The 21,268-nt window shown below is 63.0% G+C and carries 18 protein-coding genes; 7 read left to right on the forward strand and 11 right to left on the reverse strand.

Going from position 1 to position 21,268, the window contains the following annotated elements; all coding sequences use genetic code 11:
- The first annotated feature begins 3 nt into the window (after positions 1-3).
- The gene (locus ACYCFC_RS01395; protein ID WP_459652921.1) at positions 4-699 is read left to right on the forward strand and encodes a type II secretion system protein; all 696 of its coding nucleotides are present in this window, start codon (positions 4-6) and stop codon (positions 697-699) included.
- The gene (locus ACYCFC_RS01400) at positions 699-2,399 is read left to right on the forward strand and encodes a GspE/PulE family protein (protein WP_459652922.1); all 1,701 of its coding nucleotides are present in this window, start codon (positions 699-701) and stop codon (positions 2,397-2,399) included. The genes ACYCFC_RS01395 and ACYCFC_RS01400 overlap by 1 nt, the downstream gene beginning before the upstream one ends.
- A 41-nt stretch (positions 2,400-2,440) precedes the next feature.
- Here ACYCFC_RS01400 and ACYCFC_RS01405 read toward each other — a convergent pair whose 3' ends face one another.
- The gene (locus ACYCFC_RS01405; protein WP_459652923.1) at positions 2,441-3,685 is read right to left on the reverse strand and encodes an acetylornithine/succinylornithine family transaminase; all 1,245 of its coding nucleotides are present in this window, start codon (positions 3,683-3,685) and stop codon (positions 2,441-2,443) included.
- Positions 3,686-3,746: 61 nt separating this feature from the next.
- The gene (locus tag ACYCFC_RS01410; RefSeq protein WP_459652924.1) at positions 3,747-5,006 is read right to left on the reverse strand and encodes a benzoate/H(+) symporter BenE family transporter; all 1,260 of its coding nucleotides are present in this window, start codon (positions 5,004-5,006) and stop codon (positions 3,747-3,749) included.
- Between the two features lie 111 nt (positions 5,007-5,117).
- On the opposite strand from ACYCFC_RS01410, the gene pdxR reads away from it, so the two are divergent.
- Positions 5,118-6,602 carry a MocR-like pyridoxine biosynthesis transcription factor PdxR gene (gene pdxR, locus ACYCFC_RS01415; RefSeq protein WP_459652925.1) on the forward strand — a complete coding sequence of 495 codons (1,485 nt, stop codon included), beginning with the start codon at positions 5,118-5,120 and terminating at the stop codon, positions 6,600-6,602.
- A gap of 125 nt (positions 6,603-6,727) precedes the next feature.
- Here pdxR and ACYCFC_RS01420 read toward each other — a convergent pair whose 3' ends face one another.
- The 3 genes from ACYCFC_RS01420 to dksA all read right to left on the reverse strand — a co-directional run bounded on the left by ACYCFC_RS01420 (position 6,728) and on the right by dksA (position 9,413).
- On the reverse strand, positions 6,728-7,702 hold the full coding sequence (locus tag ACYCFC_RS01420) for an IS110 family RNA-guided transposase (RefSeq protein WP_459652926.1): 975 nt from the start codon (positions 7,700-7,702) through the stop codon (positions 6,728-6,730).
- Positions 7,703-7,982: 280 nt separating this feature from the next.
- Positions 7,983-8,885 carry a tRNA glutamyl-Q(34) synthetase GluQRS gene (gluQRS, locus tag ACYCFC_RS01425; protein ID WP_459652927.1) on the reverse strand — a complete coding sequence of 301 codons (903 nt, stop codon included), beginning with the start codon at positions 8,883-8,885 and terminating at the stop codon, positions 7,983-7,985.
- 84 nt (positions 8,886-8,969) lie between these two features.
- Positions 8,970-9,413, reverse strand: coding sequence for an RNA polymerase-binding protein DksA (gene dksA / locus ACYCFC_RS01430; protein ID WP_181086096.1), 444 nt, complete (start codon positions 9,411-9,413; stop codon positions 8,970-8,972).
- 192 nt (positions 9,414-9,605) lie between these two features.
- Between dksA and ACYCFC_RS01435 the strand changes: the two genes are divergently transcribed.
- Positions 9,606-10,778 (forward strand): pyridoxal phosphate-dependent aminotransferase, encoded by a 1,173-nt coding sequence (locus ACYCFC_RS01435; protein ID WP_459652928.1) that lies wholly within the window; start codon positions 9,606-9,608, stop codon positions 10,776-10,778.
- The gene (gene sfsA, locus ACYCFC_RS01440) at positions 10,778-11,485 is read left to right on the forward strand and encodes a DNA/RNA nuclease SfsA (protein WP_459652929.1); all 708 of its coding nucleotides are present in this window, start codon (positions 10,778-10,780) and stop codon (positions 11,483-11,485) included. Before ACYCFC_RS01435 ends, sfsA begins: the two co-directional genes overlap by 1 nt.
- Before the next feature lie 6 nt (positions 11,486-11,491).
- Here sfsA and ACYCFC_RS01445 read toward each other — a convergent pair whose 3' ends face one another.
- From ACYCFC_RS01445 to ACYCFC_RS01460, 4 genes are all read right to left on the reverse strand, one after another.
- Positions 11,492-12,811: a PQQ-dependent sugar dehydrogenase gene (locus ACYCFC_RS01445; protein ID WP_459652930.1), complete on the reverse strand. Its 1,320-nt coding sequence runs from the start codon at positions 12,809-12,811 to the stop codon at positions 11,492-11,494.
- 24 nt (positions 12,812-12,835) lie between these two features.
- On the reverse strand, positions 12,836-13,363 hold the full coding sequence (locus ACYCFC_RS01450) for an MgtC/SapB family protein (protein WP_459652931.1): 528 nt from the start codon (positions 13,361-13,363) through the stop codon (positions 12,836-12,838).
- Positions 13,364-13,429: 66 nt separating this feature from the next.
- Entirely contained in the window at positions 13,430-14,452 is a 1,023-nt protein-coding gene (locus ACYCFC_RS01455; RefSeq protein WP_181086106.1) for a DUF5924 family protein, read from the reverse strand.
- 71 nt (positions 14,453-14,523) lie between these two features.
- On the reverse strand, positions 14,524-15,003 hold the full coding sequence (locus tag ACYCFC_RS01460; protein ID WP_336509726.1) for a DUF2726 domain-containing protein: 480 nt from the start codon (positions 15,001-15,003) through the stop codon (positions 14,524-14,526).
- A 956-nt stretch (positions 15,004-15,959) separates the two neighbouring features.
- Here ACYCFC_RS01460 and ACYCFC_RS01465 point away from each other — a divergent pair.
- Entirely contained in the window at positions 15,960-16,868 is a 909-nt protein-coding gene (locus ACYCFC_RS01465) for an SDR family oxidoreductase (RefSeq protein WP_459652932.1), read from the forward strand.
- A gap of 77 nt (positions 16,869-16,945) precedes the next feature.
- Here the strand turns inward: ACYCFC_RS01465 and ACYCFC_RS01470 are convergent, their stop codons facing one another.
- Positions 16,946-18,535: a methyl-accepting chemotaxis protein gene (locus ACYCFC_RS01470; RefSeq protein WP_459652933.1), complete on the reverse strand. Its 1,590-nt coding sequence runs from the start codon at positions 18,533-18,535 to the stop codon at positions 16,946-16,948.
- Positions 18,536-18,811: 276 nt separating this feature from the next.
- Positions 18,812-20,536, reverse strand: coding sequence for a C4-dicarboxylic acid transporter DauA (gene dauA, locus ACYCFC_RS01475; protein WP_181086118.1), 1,725 nt, complete (start codon positions 20,534-20,536; stop codon positions 18,812-18,814).
- 170 nt (positions 20,537-20,706) lie between these two features.
- Here dauA and ACYCFC_RS01480 point away from each other — a divergent pair, with 170 nt between their 5' ends.
- Positions 20,707-20,994, forward strand: coding sequence for a PA4642 family protein (locus ACYCFC_RS01480; RefSeq protein ID WP_459652934.1), 288 nt, complete (start codon positions 20,707-20,709; stop codon positions 20,992-20,994).
- Positions 20,995-21,268 lie beyond the last annotated feature (274 nt).

The following is a 21,268-nucleotide window of genomic DNA, read 5'->3' on the forward strand; positions in this document are numbered from 1 at the left end:
CCCATGACTAGCCATACCTGTTCGCGCCAACGCGGTTTCACATTATTGGAAATGTCCATTGTCCTGATCATCGTCGCGCTGATCGTCAGTGCATTGACGCTGGGCAGTGACTTGCAGCGCAACACCGTCTACCAGCATCTGGCGTCCAGTTTCGTCAGGGGATGGCAACTGTCGTATCTCAGCCATGCGGATCGTGTGGGCGTGGCGCCCGGCGATAGCCAGACGACACCGACTGGCAAGGTCAATGCGGCTGACGATAGCGAGCTGTGCGGTATTGCCCTGCGCAACGCCATGTACGCAGCCGGGGTAACCATGCCCCAGGGGCGCGCAGAAGGCTTTGAGACTCACTACGGCTACCTCGACAGCAACGGCAACCCGCAGGACGTCAGCGCCTGTTTTGCAAACGTCGCCTGGAGCGTACCGGGCAGCAGCGCCGGGGTGTACGTGGTGCAGCGCAAGAATGTGCTGATCCTGCGCGGACTGACGCCCGATCTGGCACGCATGCTCGACAACCTGGTCGATGGCAATGCCGACGCGCGGTTTGGCAGCTTCCGTGAAGCAGGACAGGCAGCGCTTACCTCCGCCGCCAGCATCGAGTGGAGCCTGGACAGCAGCGTAGCGTACGGCGAAACCAGTGCCACCAACCTCGACGAATCCCAGGTGGTCACCCTGACCGCTTACTACCTGATGGACCGGTAATGAAAAGAGTCGAACCTGGCCTGGTTCTGGCTGACGCGCCTGAGTTGGGCAGCACGCTGATTCGCCTGGGCATCGTCGAGCCGATTCAGTTGGCCTACGCACAACAAAAGCAAGCGGTAACTGGTGAGTCGCTAAGCCAGATACTGGTTCGCCTCGGACTGGTTGCTGCCAGTGATCTGGCGCGTGTATTGGCCGAGCATCACGGGTTGCCGTACTTCAGCCAGACCGAATGGCCCGAACCCGCTGCGGACGTTCTGCAGCTGTTCAGCCGGGAGGCGTGTCTGGCACACGTGCTGTTGCCGCTTCGCGTACACGCCGGAAGTCTTGAGGCGGTACTCGGCAATGCCGATCCGCAGCGCGCCGCCAGCCTGATTCAGCGCAGGACCGGGCTGGCTGCGCGGCTTTGGCAAGGCGACTTCATTGCTGTAGCGCGCCGGATCGAGGAGGTCTATTCGCCACGACGAGGGTCGGTGCTGTCTGTCTTCGAGCGGGAGTATCGCCAGCTGTCCCTGGACGTTCAGGGCTCCTTCCCCGTCGATGAGCTGATCAACCAGATGCTGGCCTTGGCTGTCAGCGAGCGTGCAACCGATATCCATCTGCAGCCCGAGTCCCAGTCGGTGCATATGGCCTTTCGCATTGACGGCGTGCTGGTACCTATCATGGCGCTAGGGCGGGGAATGATGCGTCTGGTATCGGCGATCAAGGTTATCTCGGCCATGGACATTTCCGATAACCTGAGGCCACAGGATGGTCGCTTCTCCGTCACCATCGAAAACCAGGCCTACGACGTCCGTGTTTCCACCAGCATCACGCCACAAGGGGAGAGCGTCGTTATGCGTCTGCTACCCAAAGGAGTCTCGGTGGCAGGGTTGGAAGAGCTGGGGTTCGCACCCGAGCATCTGCAGCGTTTACAGGCACTGTTCCAACAACCGCACGGTATCTTTCTGATGACCGGGCCCACCGGCTCCGGCAAGACCACCACCCTGCATGCAGGATTGCGCCCGCTGGGCATGACCGGCAAGAGTATTCTGACCGTCGAGGACCCCATTGAGTACGAGCTGCCGGTCGCTGCTCAAACCCAGGTAAACCGCAAGGCCAACTACACCTTCGAAACCGCCATTCGCCATTTTCTGCGGCACGACCCGGACATCATGCTGGTGGGCGAGATACGCGACGGAGAAACGGCAGACGCTGCGATCCGCGCTGCGGAAACCGGCCACCTTGTGCTGTCGACGTTGCACGTCAACAGCGTGTCGGGTGTGGTCGGTCGTCTTATGGCGCTGGGGATCGCGCCCCAGGCGTTGGCCGAGACACTGATCGGCTGCATCAATCAGCGCTTGGCGCGTTGCCTTTGTTCGCACTGCAAGGTGCCAGTAGCTGCGCCTGAAAATATGCCTTCAGACCTCGAAGCTCTGCTGAGGGGCGTTCAGCACTTTCGAGGCGAGGGTTGCGAGCACTGTCGTCAGACTGGCTTTTATGGCCGGTTACCTGTCTACGAAATGCTGATCGTGGACGCACCGTTGGCACGCTGGGTCGAGGATGGCGGGCGTCGCGCTCAGTTGCTCGGGCTGCTCACGGCGAGCAACCATGTACCCCTCTGGGAAACGGGTGCACGCCTCTTGCGTGAAGGGCTCACAACGGTAGACGAGCTTACGCGCGTTTTGGGTAGTCGCGAGGCTCTGGCTCCAGCCGTGCGCTGACCCTGATAGACATATGAAGACTTTCCTTAAGTTCAAAAAAATCAGGCCGGTACTTCGCAGGTTTTCTGGACGTGATCGCAATTGGCGCTGAGCGATCTCTCCCCTGTAGCTGTAAAGGGCAGGAGGCGAGAGAGGCGCGTCACGATCTCGTCGATCTGCGCTTCGTCGCAGATCAGCGGCGGCAGCAAGCGGATGATGGTGTCGCGGGTTACCGTGATGAGCAGGCGCTGTTCTGCCAGGGCGCGAACGACCAGCTCCTGGCAAGGCCTGTTCAGCTCGATTCCCGCCATCAGGCCCTGGCCACGGATGGCGATGACATCCGGGTGATCGCCAAGCGTCTTCTGCAAGCCGGCAAGCAGGCGGTCTCCGAGTACGGCGGCTCGTGCCGGCAGGTTGTCGCGCGCCATGATGTCGAGCACTGAACAGGCCACCCGGCAGGCCAGCGGATTGCCGCCGAAAGTCGAGCCGTGCTGGCCGGGCGAGAACAGGTTGGCGGCCTGGCCGCGCGCCAGGCAGGCGCCGATGGGAAAGCCGTTGCCCAAGGCCTTGGCCAGCGTCAGGACATCGGGCGCGATGCCCGCGTGCTGATAGCCGAACCAGGCGCCGGTACGGCCCATTCCGGCCTGGATCTCGTCGAGCATCAACAGCCAGTCGTGCTGGTCGCACAGGGCGCGCAGTTCCCGCAGGTAGTCGGCGCTGGCGACACGAATACCGCCTTCTCCTTGCACAGGTTCGATCAGAACGGCAACGATGTTGGGCGACTGCTCGGCCATTCTGCGCACCGCGTCGATGTCGTTGTAGGGCACACGCAGGAAGCCTGGCATCAATGGCTCGAACCCGCGCTGATTCGCGGGGTTGCCGGTGGCCGCGAGTGTCGCAAAGCTGCGGCCATGAAAGCCGTTCTCCATCACCAGGATTTGCGGCTGGGCCACCTGTTTGCGATGGCCGTGCAGCCTTGCCAGCTTGAGGGCGGTTTCGTTGGCCTCCGCGCCCGAGTTGCAGAAAAAGGCCTTCTGCATGTCTGTCAGTGCGCACAGGCGTTCGCCCAGTCGCTCCTGCCAGTCGATGCGAAAGACGTTGGAAGTATGCAGCAGCAGCCCGGCCTGTTCGGCGATGACCGCGGCGATTTCCGGATGGGCGTGTCCCAGGCTGGTGACTGCGACGCCGGCAATGGCATCCAGGTACTCCACGCCTTGCTCGTCCCAGAGGCGTGCGCCGCTGCCACGCACGAAGGAAACGGGCTGGCGGGCATAGGCCCGCATCAGGTGGGAAGTGGCGTGTTGCATGGATCGGTCCTCAAGTCAGATGGATGGAGCAGGCAGGCGTTTCGTCTCGCTACGAGGGGCATCAGTTGGGGGCTTCCTTACCCGCTGCCGCCTCGGTGCCCGGCTGAATGGTCTGCAGCGGTGCCCGCGCCCGCCGTGGCAGGCGCCCGTTGAGTACGGCATGGGCCAGCAGGCCGATCAGCAGCCCCCAGAACGCGCCTCCGATGCCGAACATCGTGATGTTGGCGGCAGCGGCCAGAAAGGTGATCAGCGAGGCTTCGCGCGTCCTGGCGTCGGCCATGGCGCTGGCGAGGCTGCCGCCAATGGTGCCGAGCAGGGCCAGGCCCGCCAGCGTGGTGATGAAGGTGGCCGGGAAGGCCATGAATACGGCGGCCAGCGTCACGCCGAATATGCCGACGAGGATGTAGAAGACGCCTGCGGCGATACCGGCGATCCAGCGCTTGTCCGGGTTTTCGTGCGCCTCCCGGCCAGTACAGATGGCAGCCGTGATTGCGGCGATGTTGAAGGCGTGCGAGCCGAAAGGCGCCATCAGCAGCGAACCGAGCCCCGTGACGGTGACGATGGGGTTGGCGCTGGTCCTGAAACCATCTCCCCGCAGCACCAGCATGCCGGGCATGTACTGGCCGGTCAGCGTGATCAGGAACAGCGGCAGCGCCACGCTCAGCAAGGCGTTGAGCGAGAACACCGGCAGGGTGAAGACGGGGGCCGCCAGCTTCAACTCCAGCCCGGTCAGATCGACACGCTCCTGCATGAGCAGGAAAGCCAGCCCCAGCACCAGGATGCCCACCACGGCATAGCGCGCCGTAAAGCGCTTGAGCACCACATAGGTGACGAACAGCAACCCGGCCAGCAGCGGGTCGATGCTCATGCCGCCAAAGGCCCTGATCCCGAATTGCAGCAGGATGCCTGCCAGCAGCCCGGCCGCCACGCCAGGTGGAATCAGCCTGATCAGCCTCTCGAACCAGCCCGACAGACCGAGTACGACGAAGGCAGCGGCGCAAATCAGGTAGGCACCGACCGCTTCGGCATAGGAGGTGGTGGCCAGCGCAGTGACGAGGAACGCGGCGGCCGGTGTGGACCAGGCCGTAATGATCGGCTCACGTGAAATCCAGCTGAGGAGGATTCCCGTCACCCCCACGCCGATCGAAATCGACCACACCCACGAAGCCGTCAGCTCCGGACTGAGGCCGGCCACCTGAGCCGCCTGGAACACCAGGATGAAGGTGCCGCCGTAGTTGACGATGACCGAAACCAGACCGGCCACGACAGGATGGGGAAGATCGTTCAAACGAACGGACGAGGATGGCTTGGCAGTTGGCATGGCTCGAATACGACTCCTGAAGACGCTGTGATTGACCGGCTTGAGCAGCTGTTTTATAGCGCTAAAATGGCTGGATATTCCCCGCCACTTTTTTCAAGGGATGCAGACCAATTGTTCAGATACGCCCAACTTGAATCCGTCAAAGCCTGGCTCGGTGACCCCGCCCATGCCGCCTTGCCCCTGCATGCGCGTATCCAGCGGGCCATCCGGCAACTGATTCTCGACGGTGCGCTCGATGTCGGTAAGCCGTTGCCCGCCACGCGCACGCTGGCGAAATCGCTGGGTGTTTCGCGCGACACCGTCGAGTCGGCGTATGGCCAGTTGCACCTGGAAGGCTTCATCGAGCGGCGCGTAGGCAGCGGCAGCTTCGTGTCGCAACGTGTGCAACGCCTGCCTGGCGTGGGGCGGCGGCGCGAACGAGGGGGTTCCAGGGAGGCCTTGCGTCTCAGCCAACGCGGCAGCGCGATATTCCAGGGCGGTGGCGTGCGCGACTTCCTGACGCCGCGGCCCTTTGTTCCTGGCGTACCGGAAACGCGCGGTTTTCCCCTGCAGATCTGGGAGCGGCTGGAGCGGCAGGTATTGAAGGAATACGGCACCCTGGCGCTGTTGCACAGCCCGCCGCAGGGCATGGAACCGCTGCGCCGGGCCATCTCGGACTACGTCAATCTCGAACGCGGCGCGCATGCCACGCCCGAGCGGGTGCTGGTGCTGACCAGTTCCCAGCAGGCCCTGACCCTGTGCGCCACCGTGCTGCTCGATGCCGGTGAGCGGATATTCATCGAAGACCCCGTCTACCACGGTGCGCGCAAGGCGTTCGATGCGGCTGGCCTGGCGTGTGTGCCCGTACCGCTGGATGCCGACGGCATGCGTGTGGAGCATCTGCGTGATGCCATACAACCGGCCAAGGCGGTATTTCTCACCCCTTCGCACCAGTTCCCGACCGGGGCAACGCTGGCGCTGGACAGGCGACTGGCCGTCATCGAATGGGCGCGGCAGCACCAGGCCTGGATCATCGAGGACGACTACGACAGCGAGTTCCACTACGCCGGCAAGCCCACGGCATGCGTGCAGGGGCTGGACCCGCACGAGCGGACGATCTACATCGGCACTTTCACCAAGTCGCTGTTTCCCGGCCTGCGCATTGGCTACATGATCTTGCCCTCACCGCTCGTGGCGCCGATGACCGTGGCGCGCACCCTGCTGGACGGGCACAGCGCGCCGATTCCGCAACTGACGCTGGCACGCTTCATCGAGGGCGGGCATTTCGGTGCGCATGTGCGCAGCATGCGCGCCGTTTACGCCGAGCGACGCGATGTGCTGGCACATCTGGTGCGCACACACCTTGCCGATTTCGTGGAAGCACGGGTTCCGGCAGGCGGGATGCAGATGCCCTGCGTCTTCATCCGTGACATTGCCGAGCGTGAAGCCGTGGATAGCGCGCGCCGTGCCGGCATCGACCTGCTCGGGCTGACGGCGCTGCATGCCTCGCACGAGCACAGGGGCGGTTTTCTCATGGGGTTTGCCGCCCATGCGCCGGCGGAGCTGGAAATCGCCGTCAAGAAGCTCGCGGATGTGCTGCGGGCGCTGAGTCGCTGAGGTCCATGAAGCACACGTCCAGCCTCTCTTTGACTGCTGGATGAATGTTGCCGCCCGCGCCTGGATAACGCTTGGCCAAGATCCACACTGGATTCGCTTCCAGCTTGTAGATACCGTCTTGCCCCTCACTTCGCAATAGCGAGTTCGGGGTTGAACGGTTCGCCGGATTTCAACACGCCATAGGCGATACAGAGCAATTTACGCATCGCCGCGCAGACGATCTGTTTGCCGGCTTTACCTCTGGCTTTCATCCGCTCGACCATTGCCCGAATGGCAGGGTTACGGCTCATGGACGTAATGGCTGGCATGTAGAGCCCTGCGCGCAAGCTGGCCGACCTCATGCGGGAAATCCGCACATGCCCTTTGAGTATCCCCGAGTCCTGTAGCTTGGGATTGAGCCCTGCAAAGGCGGTGACCGCTCGGCTGCTGCCGAAGCGTTGAATGTCCCCCAGTTCAGCCAGCACAAGTGCTGCCGTCCGCTCAGCAATGCCGTCGATGCTCGAGAGCAGGTCACGCTGGCCGCGCAAGTCATCGTTGTCGTCGAAATGCTGCTTGATCGCTTCCAGCGTCTCGGCGATTTGCTGGCGTAAATGTTCAAGAACCGACTCGATCGACGCCTTGACCTTGGTCTCGCGGGTCACGTCCAGGCGGTTCTGTTCCATCTGCTCCAGCTCCTGAAGATCCTTCAGGCGATGCACCAGGGCCTTGAGGCGGCGAATGGACGGTGGATCAGGCTGCCAGGCACGCAGCTTGGCCTGATGCAGGCTGCCATAATCGGCAATGAGCTTGGCGTCGACCTTGTCGGTCTTCACCCGCTGCAATTGGCTGCGGGCGTAACAGGTAACTTGGGCCGGGTTGAGGACGCACACCCGGTAACCTCGCGCGAGCAGCCATTCGGCCAGGGCTTCGTAGTAGATGCCAGTCGCCTCCATGACGACCCATGCCTGCGGCTCGGCGTACTTGAGCAGCCATTGCTGGAACACCTCAAAGCCTGCTGAGTCATTGGTCAGCTTGCCTTTGGTGCGGTGCTTGCCGTTGCTCTGCAGGGCCGCGATGTCGAATGTGTGTTTGGCGATGTCGACGCCAACGACTATGGCCATGGTTTTCCTCCTCAGTGAACGGGTAGATCGTCACTGCATCCGTCCTACCTTGCTAATGCGAGCTCGTGGCTCAAGATACCGTTCGGACTTGCTGGATGAGTGCGGAGGAGTGCAGCGTTATCTACGTCACAAGCTCGAAGCTTAAGGGCGGGTACTACTTGCACTCTCTCCCCCGATGATCAGCCGGGGACTATCGCCTCCTGAAAGGCTGCAGTCGAGATACAAGGTCGGGTCACGCTTCATCGACCCGACAAGCGGACAGGATTCGCTTCCAGCAGCTTCAGCGCAACTGCGCCTCGGCCAGCGTCAGTGTGCGCGGGATGCGCTCGGCATCCCAGCGCGGGATGGCCCAGGCCAGGAGTTCGCCGGGCAGGGCGTCGCCCAGTTCCGGGGCGGTGGGTTGGCCGAGGGCGCGCAAGGCGCGCAGCAGCAGCGGTACGGCTTCGTCCGGGCGCAGCGGCGGCGAGCGGTAGCTCTTGCCCAGTTTGTGCCCGTCCGGCTGGATGATCAGCGGCACGTGCAGGTAACGCGGTTGCGGCAGCCCGAGCAGTTCCTGCAGATAGAGCTGGCGCGGGGTCGAGTCAAGCAGGTCGGCGCCGCGCACCACGTCGGTTACGCCCTGCCAGGCGTCATCCAGCACCACGGCCAACTGATAGGCGAACAGGCCGTCGCGGCGGCGGATCACGAAATCGCCGACGTCGCGCCCCAGGTGCTGGCCGAATTCGCCCTGAACGCGGTCGCTGAAGCGGTATTCCAGATTCGGCACACGCAGGCGGATCGCGGCGTTTTCCAGCGGCTGGTTGGCGTCGCGACAGAAACCGGGGTAAGCGCCCGGCCAGGCTTCGAGCTGTTTGCGCGAGCATTGGCAGGGGTAGGCCAGACCTTCGTGCAGCAGGCGTTCGATGACCTGTTCGTAGGCGTCATGGCGCGCGCTCTGGCGCTGCATCTGGCCATCCCACTCGAAGCCGTAGCGCTGCAGGCTTTCGACAATGGCGGCCTGAGCACCGGGCATCTCCCGTGGCGGGTCGAGGTCTTCCATGCGCAGCAGCCAGCGGCCACCGACGGCGCGGGCGTCAAGATAGGAAGCGAGGGCCGCGACCAGCGAGCCGAAATGCAGATAGCCGCTGGGTGTCGGCGCGAAGCGTCCCACGTAGGCGGATGTCAGGGAAGGGGATGAAGACATGGACCGGCTCGGGTGCTGATCGGCGAGGCGGAAGGTGGCAGGATGCACAAATGAAGCGGGGCGCCGTAGCGCCCCGTTCCGGGATCAGGAACCGATCTGCTTTTCCTTGATCTCCGCCAGCGTCTTGCAGTCGATGCAGAGTGTGGCGGTGGGGCGGGCTTCCAGGCGGCGGATGCCGATCTCGACGCCACAGGAATCGCACCAGCCGTATTCGTTGTCCTCGATCAGCTGCAGGGTTTCGTCGATCTTCTTGATCAGCTTGCGCTCGCGGTCGCGGGCGCGCAGTTCCAGGCTGAACTCTTCTTCCTGGCTGGCGCGGTCGGCCGGATCAGGGAAGTTGGCCGCCTCGTCCTGCATGTGATGCACGGTGCGATCGACTTCCTCCATCAGTTCCAGTTTCCACTTGTTGAGGATGCCGGTGAAATGAGCGCGCATCTTGTCGCTCATGTATTCCTCACCTTTGGATTCCTTGTATGGCTCGAAGGCGCGAATCAGTTGGGTGCTGTTTTTCGTTTTGGTAATGGGCATGGATGAACGCCTCTCGCTATGTCCATTGCGCAGGATGATGGATCCCTCTGCCGGCCCGTGCCGGCCCTGCGGCTACAAGCGGGCGAACTTACCAGATCGTATCGGGGTGCGCTACTCCCGAGTATCACGGTGGCTGCGGCGTCAGGGGGACCTTGGGTAGAATCGGTTTTTTGTTCTCATCAGGAAGGTCATATGACCTCGTCTTACAGTGCACGCAGCCGCGCAATCGAACCCTTTCATGTCATGGCGCTGCTGGCGCGTGCCAATGAACTGCAGGCGCTGGGGCGTGATGTCATCCACCTGGAAATCGGTGAGCCGGACTTCACTACCGCTGCGCCCATTGTTGCGGCGGGCCAGGCTGCGCTGGCCGCCGGCCACACCCGCTATACGGCTGCCCGAGGGTTGCCGCAGCTGCGTGAAGCCATCGCCGGGTTCTATGCGCGGCGTTATCAGCTGTCTATTGACCCCGAACGGGTACTGATTACTCCCGGCGGTTCCGGTGCTTTGTTGCTCGCCAGCAGTCTGCTGGTCGATCCGGGCAAGCATTGGCTGCTGGCGGACCCCGGTTATCCCTGCAACCGGCACTTCCTGCGGCTGATCGAAGGCGCCGCGCAACTAGTGCCGGTGGGGCCGGAAGTGCGTTACCAGCTGACGCCGGAACTGGTCGCCCGGCACTGGGATGCGGACAGCGTCGGCGCCCTGGTCGCATCGCCGGCCAACCCCACTGGAACGCTGCTGAACCGCGATGAACTGGCCGGGTTATCCAGCGCACTGAGGGCGCGTGGTGGGCATCTGGTGGTGGACGAGATCTATCACGGCCTGACCTACGGCGTGGACGCCGCCAGCGTGCTGGAGGTGGACGACGAGGCTTTCGTACTCAACAGTTTCTCCAAGTATTTCGGCATGACCGGCTGGCGTCTGGGCTGGCTGGTTGCGCCGCCCGATGCGGTAGCGGAGCTGGAAAAACTGGCGCAGAACCTCTACATCAGCGCGCCGACCATGGCTCAGCATGCGGCACTGGCCTGTTTCGAGCCGGCCACGCTGGAGCTTCTCGAAACACGCCGCGCCGAGTTCGCCCGCCGTCGCGACTTCCTGCTCCCGGCCTTGCGTGAGCTGGGCTTCGGCATCGCGGTGGAGCCCGAAGGCGCCTTCTATCTATATGCCGATATCAGTGCCTTTGGCGGTGATGCCTTTGCCTTCTGTCAGCACATGCTGGAGACCCAGTTCGTCGCCATTACCCCAGGGCTGGATTTCGGTCGGTATCAGGCTGCTCATCATGTGCGCTTCGCCTACACCCAGGATTTGTCGCAGCTCGAAGCGGCGGTCGAGCGCATTGCTCGCGGTCTGCAGAGCTGGCAAGGCTGATGCGCTTTTCCAGCCCGCTGGAAGCGGGACGACTGGTACGCCGCTACAAGCGCTTTCTCGCCGATATCGTCAGCGATGACGGTGAGTCGTTGTGCATCCACTGTCCGAACACCGGCTCGATGCTCAACTGCATGGGCGAGGGTGCGCAAATCTGGTTCCAGCGCAACGACGATCCCAGGCGCAAGCTGCCCGGCACCTGGGAACTGGTGGAAACGCCGCAGGGACGACTGGCCTGCGTGAATACCGCGCGTGCCAATCGTCTGGTGGAGGAAGCACTGTTGGCCGGGGTGATCGAGGAGCTGACGGGTTTTACCACTCTCAGGCGGGAAGTCGCCTACGGCACGGAAAACAGCCGGGTGGACTTTCGCCTGGATTACCCGGCGGGGCCGGCTTTCGTCGAGGTCAAGAGCGTCACTCTCGGCTTCGGCGATACGGCGGTGGCGGCCTTCCCCGATGCGGTCACCAGCCGTGGCGCGCGCCATCTGCGTGAGCTGGCGGCGCTGGCGCGTGACGGCGTGCGTGCCGTGCAGTTGTATTGCGTGAACCTGAGCGGCATCGAGGCGGTGCGCCCGGCCAGCGAGATCGACCCGCTGTATGCCGCCGCCTTGCGTGATGCAGTGGCGGCGGGTGTCGAGGTGCTGGCCTACGGTGTGGAGATTTCACCCGAGGAAATCCGCCTGACCCATAGGTTGCCAGTGATGCTCTGAGGCCTTTCAGTCAGTGTTCGGCGTTACGCGCCAGATGATGTCGCCGACGTCGTCGGCCACCAGCAGGGCGCCGGTCCTGTCGACGGCGACACCTACGGGGCGGCCCAGGGCTTTCTCGTCGGCGCTGACGAAGCCGGTGAGGATGTCCTCGGGGGCGCCGTCCGGTCTGCCATCCCTGAACGGCACGAAAACCACCTTGTAGCCACTGCGCGGCTTGCGGTTCCAGGAGCCATGCTGGCCGATGAATGCACCGTTGCGGTAACGCTCCGGCAGCAGTTCGCCCTCATAGAAGGCCAGCCCCATCGAGGAGGTATGCGCGCCCAGGGCATAATCGGGAACGATGGCCTTGGCCACCAGATCCGGTCGTGGAGGCTCGGCGCGCTTGTCGAGGTGCTGGCCGAAATAACTGTAGGGCCAGCCATAGAAGCCGCCGTCCTGCACCGAGGTCATGTAGTCGGGCACCAGATCGCTGCCGATTTCGTCGCGCTCGTTGACGGTGGTCCACAGCTGGCCACTGTCCGGTTGCCAGGCCAGCCCGTTGGGGTTGCGCAGGCCCGAGGCGAACAGGCGCAGGGTCTTGTTCTGCGGATCGACTTCGAGGATGGCGGCGCGGTTCTCCTCGGCGGCCATGCCGTTTTCGCCGACGTTGCTGTTGGAGCCGCTGGTAACGTACAGCCGCGCGCCGTCGCGGCTGGCGATCACGTTCTTGGTCCAGTGGTGATTGATGGGGCCGCCCGGCAGGTCGACCACCTTCTCGCCCGGCGCGTCGATCCGGGTGGCGCCTTGCTCATAGGGGAAGCGCAGCAGGGCGTCGGTGTTGGCGACGTAGAGCCAGTCGTCGAGCAGCGCCATGCCGAAGGGCGAGTTCAGGCCTTCAAGCAATACCGTGCGCTGTTCCGCTACTCCGTCGCCATCGCTGTCGCGCAGCAGGGTGATGCGATTGGTGCTTTCGCCGCCGGAACCGGCACGTGCCATGGCCTTCTTCATGACCCAGCCGCGCAGGCCCTGGTTGCCTTCCGGCTTGGGCGGCGCGTCGCTTTCGGCTACCAGCACGTCGCCATTGGGCAGGACATGGAGCCAACGCGGATGGTCGAGGTCGCCGGCGAATGCCTCGACGCGCAGGCCGGGTGCCGCGTGCGGCTTTGTGCCCTCGGGCCAGCCGGTCGCCTTGGCGATATTGACGGTGGGAATCAGCGTCTTGTTGGGCTCGGGCAAGATCGGGTGCGGCCCGTAACCGGAACCCACAGTCAGTTTTGCGGTTTCGCCGCAGCCGGCAAGGCCGAGCATGAGTGCTGCTGTCGCCAGCAAGGCGGGACGGTTGTGCATGGCGTGTTCCTGCATAGGGATGATTCAGGGATTCTGTTCACTGTCGCGGCCCTGCTGGTCGCAATCCTCGACCGTATTGGCCGCATGCTGCTCCAGGCGCGGCATCAGGACGAAGATCGCCAGCGCAAAGCCGGTGGTCAGCACCGCCGTAGCCTCGTGCCCCAGCCCGCAGGCAACGCCGATGGCCGCCGTCAGCCAGATACCCGCCGCCGTGGTCAGGCCTTTCACGTCCTGAGCCGAGTTGCCCTTGAGTATGGTCCCGGCGCCCAGAAAGCCAATACCGGCAATGATGCCCTGCATGACCCGCGATACATCGTTGAGCGGCATGCCGGCTTCCATTGGCACCAGCACGAACAGCGCGGCGCCCAGCGCCACCAGCATATGGGTGCGCAGGCCTGCCGCCTTGCCCTTGTGCTCGCGTTCGTAGCCGAGCACGCCGCCGAGCGCCGCAGCCAGCAGCAGCCGTACCGAGACGCGGGTGGCGTGTTCGAGATCGGGAAGGTCGGAAAATTCTGCTGCAACGGTGCGGCTCACCACTTCCCACCATTCCATGCGTTTCTCCTTTCGACCGTGCGACGGCTGCTGTTCTGCTGTTCGAGTCTGCTGCCTGTGCGCGGTTCACTCGATGACCTCGAAGCGCAACATGCCGATCATCTGCCCCGCTTCGGTCATGACCTGCACGCGCCACTTGCCTGCGGCGGCAGTGGGGAAGTTGCGCTTGTGGGTCCAGGCGCGATACCCCGCCTTGCGTCCGCCGCTGATGTCGAGCGGGATGCGGTCCACCCTTCGACCGTTGTGCACCCATTCGTGATAGATGCGCTCCTTCAGGCCGCGTGGCGCATTGATCGCGGTGAAGGCGAACAGCCCCTCGGCGTGCAGCTCGGCCAGGCTCACTTGATTGAGGCGATTGCCGGGCTTGCGCGAGGCATTGTCCATGCTCATGGTCACGGCGACGTCCGTCAGCCACAGGGTTGCCGGCGGCACCCAGGTGCGCCCCAGCCAGCCGGCCATTGCAACAACGATGGCCAGTAATGGAATCGCGATCAGGTTTTTCCAGCTCCACTGCGCAAACAGCCCGCGCAGGCTCGGCAGGGCCAGCAGGACGGCGATGCCCAGTGCCCAGAGATAGCTCTGCGGGGTCGACAGATGGAAGATGATCGGCAGCGCCGTGAGCAGCACCGCGAACAGTGTCAGTGCATGGAATGCCAGGTAGAGCCAGCGCTTCGGCGCCAGCCATTTGTAGTACAGCGGGTCGATCAGCGAGACCAGCGCGGCCATTCCCAGGATCACCGTGAACACCGACTGGCCGCTGTTCCAGGTGGTGGTGACGAAGAAGAACGGGATGATGAAGAACAGGCTTTCCTGATGCACCATCTGGGTGACATAGCGCAGCAGCGGCGGCGGCACCTTCCAGCCGAACCGGCGCTCCAGACCGCGACGCAGGGTGTTTTCCAGCATCAGCCAGAGCCAGCTGAACAGCATCACGGCGGCGATGACCTTGGCCAGTCCGGCCTGGCGCTCCACCAGCACGAAGCTGGCGATGCCCGAGCAGAAGCCGAACAGCGCGATGCTGCCGGGGTAGCGGCTGATCAGGCGCGAAACCCGGTTGAAGAGGGCGGTGAGCCAGGGTTTCAGCGTCATGCCGGACCTCGAAGGTGTTGCCGGTTGAGAGGGGCGCCCGGCGGCCATGGGAGCGGTTACCGCCCGCGAATTCAGGCGGCGGTCGCCCGCTCGATGGCGGCGCGCACCTCGCTGTAGGCGCGTGCCTTTTCCGCTGGCAGGCGCACCAGCGGCAGCGCGATGGTTTCGCACAGTTCATCGAGAAAGGCATTGTCTTCGCTCGCCGGCTCCATCTCGATGGCGCAGACGGGGTCGAGCGTCTGCCGGTCGCACAGGAGGAAATCGAAACAGCCCGCCGAGATTCTGTTGGTCGCCTGATACCAGGGCGCTCGTCGGGGGATGGCCGTCACTTCGACCACCTCGGCGACACGTATCTTGCACAGAATCAGGTAGTCATTGGCCACGGCCTGTTGCAGCAGTGCCAGCAGCTCGCGCTCCTCGGCCTGCAGGACAGGTCGTCTGAGCTGATAAGGCATGCGTAGCGCCGGGTGCCGGTATTGCCGCTGCTTGATATAGAACACCAGCGCAAAGCAGATGAAGGCAACCAGCACCAACCCCAGAAAAGCCATCATCGAACACCTGCCCGCCGACTGAAGAAGAACGGCACGCGAGACAGGTCTTTGCCGAAGTAGCGCGGTGCGGACATGGCTGGGTTCCTGCGAGAGTGATGGCTATTGGAGCTGGAGAAGGACAGGGAAGTTCGTGCTGCGACTGGCCTGTGAGTTATCCCGAATACCTGTGAGGCGTTCTGTGGGTAACCTTGGGGCCAACCGTTCAAGCTCGCTCAGGATCAGTGTTTCAGAGGGTTGTACAGTTTTTGTTCAAACAACGCACAAGCGGCATCGGTGCATATGGGGGTTGTGATGGCAAGTCTTTTATCCTTGATTTCCAAGGAGTTTTTACAAGGCAAAGGATTCTTTTGGCACTTATCCACGATTGCTGTGGAGCAGCTTGTGGATAACAACGGGTGAACTCTCTGCAACCCACGTGCCCACTGGGCTGGGCGCAAGTGTACGTTTTTTACCCTGTGCAGCCGCTGTTAATCTGCTGTCATGCCCATGCGTTCGGCATCAGCAACCTTTCATGCGTGCAGGCGTCACTAGGCGGCCAGGGCGTAGTCGGCAAACAGGTTTTCGAAAAAACGGAAGCTGGGCATGACGAATCTCCTTCAGTGCTGTGGTAATAGCGTAGGCGCAATGACGATGAGCTGCTCTTCGCTTGTGTCAATGACCTCGATAGCCTTGTATACGCAGGTTATCCACGATCCTTGTGCACGGCCTTGTGGATAACCTCTTTGCAGACTTGCACAAAGCCCACCGGGCGTGGCGTAGCGGCTGTTGGTGCTTTATTGATCAACCGTCGCCCGGCGTTGTAATTCATTGATATTCAGGCGTTTTGCGCGATTCATCATCCCGCAGCCTTATGTCTGGGCATTCATCCGGCGTGCGCGTGATTGCCAGCCGCTGGGTCGCGTCGGACACTGCCTGCCCGACGTCAAAACACATCCCACATTCCAATGGAGAGCCAGATGAGTGAGAGCATCCGCTTCGACGACAAGGTGGTCATAGTCACGGGCGCCGGGGGCGGCCTCGGGCGTGCCCATGCGCTGCTGTTCGCCCGCCATGGCGCGCGCGTCGTGGTCAATGATCTGGGCGGCAGCGCTCAGGGCGAAGGCGCCAATCGCTCGGCAGCCGACCAGGTCGTGGAGGAAATCCGCCAGGCCGGCGGTAGCGCGGTCGCCAGTCACGATTCGGTCACCGATGGCGGGAAGATCGTGCAGCAGGCGCTGGACAGCTTCGGGCGCCTCGACGTGGTGGTCAACAATGCCGGTATCCTCCGCGACAACTCCTTCCACAAGATGGAAGACGCCGACTGGGACGCGGTCTACCGGGTGCATGTCGAGGGTGCCTACAAGGTCACGCGGGCCGCATGGCCATACCTGCGCGAACAGGGCTATGGCCGGGTGATCTTCACCTCATCCACCTCCGGCATCTACGGCAACTTCGGTCAATCCAACTACGGCATGGCCAAGCTCGGCCTCTATGGCCTGACCCGTACCCTGGCGCTGGAAGGCCGCAAGAGCAATATCCTGGTCAACGCCATTGCTCCCACCGGCGCCACGCGGATGACCGAAGGGCTGATTCCGCCGCAGATCTTCGAGCAGCTCAAGCCCGAGCTGGTCAGCCCGCTGGTGGTGTACCTGGCCAGCGAGTGTTGCCAGGAAACCGCCGGCCTGTTCGAGGTGGGTGGCGGCTGGATGGGCAAGGTGCGCTGGGAGCGCAGCCGCGGCGCAGGTTTCGACCCGGCGGCGGGCTTCGATGCCGAAGAGGTCGCCGCGCGCTGGGAGGATATCTGCAGCTTCGACGATGCCACGCATCCAGCCGACAACATGCAGGCGTTGCAGGAGATGATGGCCAACCTGCGCAAGTACGGCTGACCGCACCAGCGATTAGGGTCGCAAGGGCGTCGTCAGCCTCTGCTCAGTCGTTGCGATACGGTCGTCTTGCGTGGTTTTCACGTTCTTTGCAGCCTGCCGATCAGGGCGCGCACCTGCTGTATTTGCGTATTCAAATCAGTGACGGCATGTTTGGCTGCGCTACTGAGGGCACTCGTTTCATTGGCCGACTGGTTGATCCAGCTGAGCTTTTCCGAGATTTCCGTGGCTGCCATATATTGCTGCTCCACGACGCCCGAGGTCCGGCTGCAGGCCTGGGTGATCTGCTCGAAGGAGTTGACCGTTGCGGCCAGGGCTTGATCGGATAGGCTTGCATTGCTGACAGTGGTCAAGGCCAGCCCATCGCAGCGTGCCATGGCCTGGGAACTCTCGGAGACCGTCTGGCTGAAGGCGTTGAGTGTCTGGCCGATCTGTTCGGTCGAGGCCAGGGTACGCTTGGCCAGGTTGCGCACTTCATCGGCTACCACTGCGAATCCGCGACCTGCTTCTCCGGCACGGGCGGCCTCGATCGAGGCGTTGAGCGCCAGCAGGTTGGTCTGCTCGGTAATTTCTCCAATGACGGCCAGTGAGCTGGCGACGCCCTTGCTGGCATCGCTCAGTTGAGCAATGGCGGTGCTTGCCTTGTGCAGCTCAGAAGACAGTTGATCCATGCTGGCGCGGGTGTCATGTGCCAGCCTCTGGCCCTCGAATACCCGCTGAGTCGCCTGTTGTACCTGGCTCAGCATGGCATTGGCCTGGCTCGCGACTTCACTGGCGGTGGCCGACATTTCCTCGGTTGCCGCGGCAATGGTATCGGTTGCCATGGACTGCCGGCCTACGCTTTCAGCCGCCTTGTGGCTGTTGTCGCTGGCAATGTTCACGCCTTGGTCCAGGGCTGCAACCAGGTCCGAAAAACGTTTGAGCACTGCGTCCAGCTCTGCCTGCTGGGAGATCATGGCAAGTTCGATACTGCCGATGTCGTCCGTTCTGCCAGTAAAGATCTTTTCGGTCAGGGGATCGTCAATCAGCGTTCTGGCACGCTTGACGGTTTTTCTCAGGGGCTCTGTCATGTACCAGACGGCACTGTATGCGAACAGGCTGAACAGCAGCCAGACGCCGGCGGCCTGCAGAAGAGAAGCAGTGAATGACTGGCTGATGCTGCAGAGTGCGAGCAGCAGGATTGTCGTCAGTGCCACTGACGTGTGGTATGCGGGAGTGCGACGTGGGCGGGGCAGGGGGACAGGTCCCTTGGCGGGCTGGGCTTCGCTCAGGTTTGCGTAAATCTCTTCGGTGCGCTTCTGCACGCCGGGATCGAGGTTCGAGCGTATCGACTGCAGCTCAACGATGTTGCCGTTGTCATCGATAATCGGGATGGCGTAGGCGCGCACCCAGTAATGATCGCCGTTCCTGCAGCGGTTCTTGACCGCACCCAGCCAGCTCTTGCCGGATTTCAACCGTTGCCACATCTGTTCGTAGGCCGCGCGCGGCATGTCGGGATGGCGAACGATGTTGTGCGGCTGTCCGATCAGTTCTTCGCTGGCGAAGCCACTGATGCGAATGAACTCGTCATTGATATGGGTGATATGACCTTTGGCATTGGTCGTGGAAAGAATGTTGGCGGCAGGGTCTACGGGAATGTTGCGTTGCGTGACAGGTGTGTTGAGCCGCATGAAATAGGCCCTGAGGGTCTGAGTCTATGGCGCCGCACACCGAACCCTGGAGGGTTATCGGGCAAAAATGCATGTCGGGATATTCGGGTTACGCCTGAACGAATTCCTGCATTGCGCTGGCGGGTACTTGTCCGCACTTTTCATGTGGACTGCAGGGATTTTCTCATTCTGCAGGGATAAAACCTTTATTCGCGGGAAGGGTTTTCTTTGATAGAGGGCAAATTGCCGTCTTGAGGGCTGGCGCAACATCCATGGTTGCGCCGGTTGCCTTGTCGATCAATGAATCGGCTCGCTCTCCTGCAGCAGGTGCTGAGCCTTCAGCTTGGCGTGGGCCAGATCGGGTACGTAATGCAGGCGCCCCGGCAGGCGATGAATGCCGGCGCGGCGCAGTTTGAGGCGCACGCTTGGGCTGCTGCCTGCCAGGATCAGCGTGATTCCCTGCTTGCGGTAATCCAGCAGCACGTTTTCCAGGGCCGCCAGGGCCGTCATGTCCAGCATCGGTACGCCACTGATGTCGACGATCACCACTTTCACGTCCGGGTTGAAGCGGCGCAACACACCCAGGGCCTTCTCGGCTGCGCCGAAGAACAGCGGCCCGCGAATGGTGTAGGCGGCGACATGCGCGGGCAGGTCAGCGAACAGGCGCTTCTGGCTATCGCGCAGGCTGGTGGTGTCGGTCAGGTCGCTCATGCGCTTGATGAACAGGCCCGCTGCCAGCAATAGACCCACGCCCACGGCCAGGACCATGTCGAACAGCACCGTCAGCACCAGGCAGGTGAGCAGCACCAGGACGTCGCTGCGCGGCGCGATACGCAGCGTCTTCAGCACATGAGGGACTTCACTCATGTTCCAGGCCACCATCAGCAGCAGCGCCGCCAGGGCCGCCATCGGCAGGTGGCTGAACAGGGGCGCCAGCCAGAGAATAGCCACCAGCACCACGCCGGCATGGATGATCGCCGCCAGTGGCGAGAAAGCGCCGGCGCGCACGTTGGCGGCACTGCGGGCGATGGCGGCCGTGGCGGTGATGCCACCGAACAGCGGCGCCACCAGATTGCCCAGGCCCTGACCGAGCAGCTCGGCATTGGGGTCGTGGCTGCTGCCGGTCATGCCGTCGGCGACCACCGCGCACAGCAGCGATTCGATGGCGCCGAGCATGGCGATGGCGAATGCCGGTGCCAGCAACTGATGGAACAGCTCGAAGCTCAGTACCAGCGGCTGTCCATCGGGGCCGGGCAGTGTCCAGGGCCAGGCGAAGTCCGGAAGAAACGGCGGAATGCCGGGGTGGCTCACGCCATCGACGCTGTAGCTGAAGCGCTCGCCCAGCGTGGCCACCGGCAGCCCCGAGGCTTCCAGGGCGAGTCCGGCCAGGGCACCGACCGTGAGCGCGGCCAGATGTCCGGGCACCTTGGGCACCCAGCGTGGCCAGAGGATCAGGACCGCCAGGCAGAGTGCCGCGACCAGGGCGTCGCCCGGCTGCGCGCTGGGCAGGGCGCTGACCAGCAAGCCGATCTGTTCGAGGTAATGCTGCGGTTGTTCGGTGACGCTCAGGCCGAACACGTCCTTGAGCTGCAGGGTAGCGATGACGATGCCGATGCCCGCAGTGAACCCGAGAATCACCGGGTAAGGCACGAAGGCGATCAGCCTGCCGGCGCGCAGCAGGCCCATGGCGATCAGGATCAGACCGGCGAGCATGGTGCACAGCAGCAGCCCGCCGAGGCCGAATTGCTGGGTGATCGGCAGCAGGATGACCACGAAGGCCGCCGTCGGGCCTGACACGTTGAAGCGTGAGCCGCCAGTCAGGGCGATCAGCGGAGCCGCAACCAGTACAGTATACAGGCCATGTTGCGGCGGGGCGCCCACTGCGATGGCCAGCGCCATCGCCAGCGGTATGGCGATGATACCGACCGTCAGGCCGGCACTGATGTCGCCACGCAAGGCACGACCGTTGTAGCCCGAACGCAAGGCTTGACGCCAAGCGGCGAACAGGGGCGGAAAAGTCATCCAGGACACTCCATGTGCGCAAAGGTCGAGTATATGTCGAGAGTAAAGCGCACCTGCAAATCCGCTTGCGACCCTGTACGACCTTGGTCGCAACGGCCTCTGGTGCGTTGAGTGAGCAGGTCTCCAGGAGTAAACTGCCGCCCCCGTGAGGCTCGTCGACTGGAGTGAAGATGCGCAAAGACAAGCAGAAGGTGGTGGGTGAAGAGATTACCGACGAGTCGATCAAGCTGTTTCTCGAGCCCGAGCCGGCCGACGATACGCCGCCGTCGCTGCACAAGCTGATCAAGGCCTATCGCGGTCTGCGCATCGATGATTTCGAGCGCTTCATCGGCTTTTTCACCGAAGCGGGATATGACCTGCAGGCGCAGGATGCCGAGGGTCGGGATATCGTCGCCCTGATTGGCGATCAGCGTCTGGCAGCGCCTTATATCGAAGTGATCCGGGCCGCTCGCGGCTGAGCCGGGCAAGATTCCGCCGCAATTGCTTGCGGCAGCACAGGACAAGGGCTGAGCGGCTGGCAGCCACACATGATTTTCCCGCCGCGCGTTTCCCGTAGAGCCCAGGTCTGTCGCCTTGCTCCGGAAAATGCGGTGCGGGAGGGAGTAGGCCAAAAGCCGTTCTCCTGAAAGCGGACAGTTCCCTTTTGTGGCGGACTGTTTTCGGGCACAAGCCCGGACAGCGGTATGAAGACTTCCTCCGTTTTCGACCGTCTGGCTGGTGGTTTTACGCGAT

It is taken from the genome of Stutzerimonas sp. NM35, assembly GCF_054604355.1.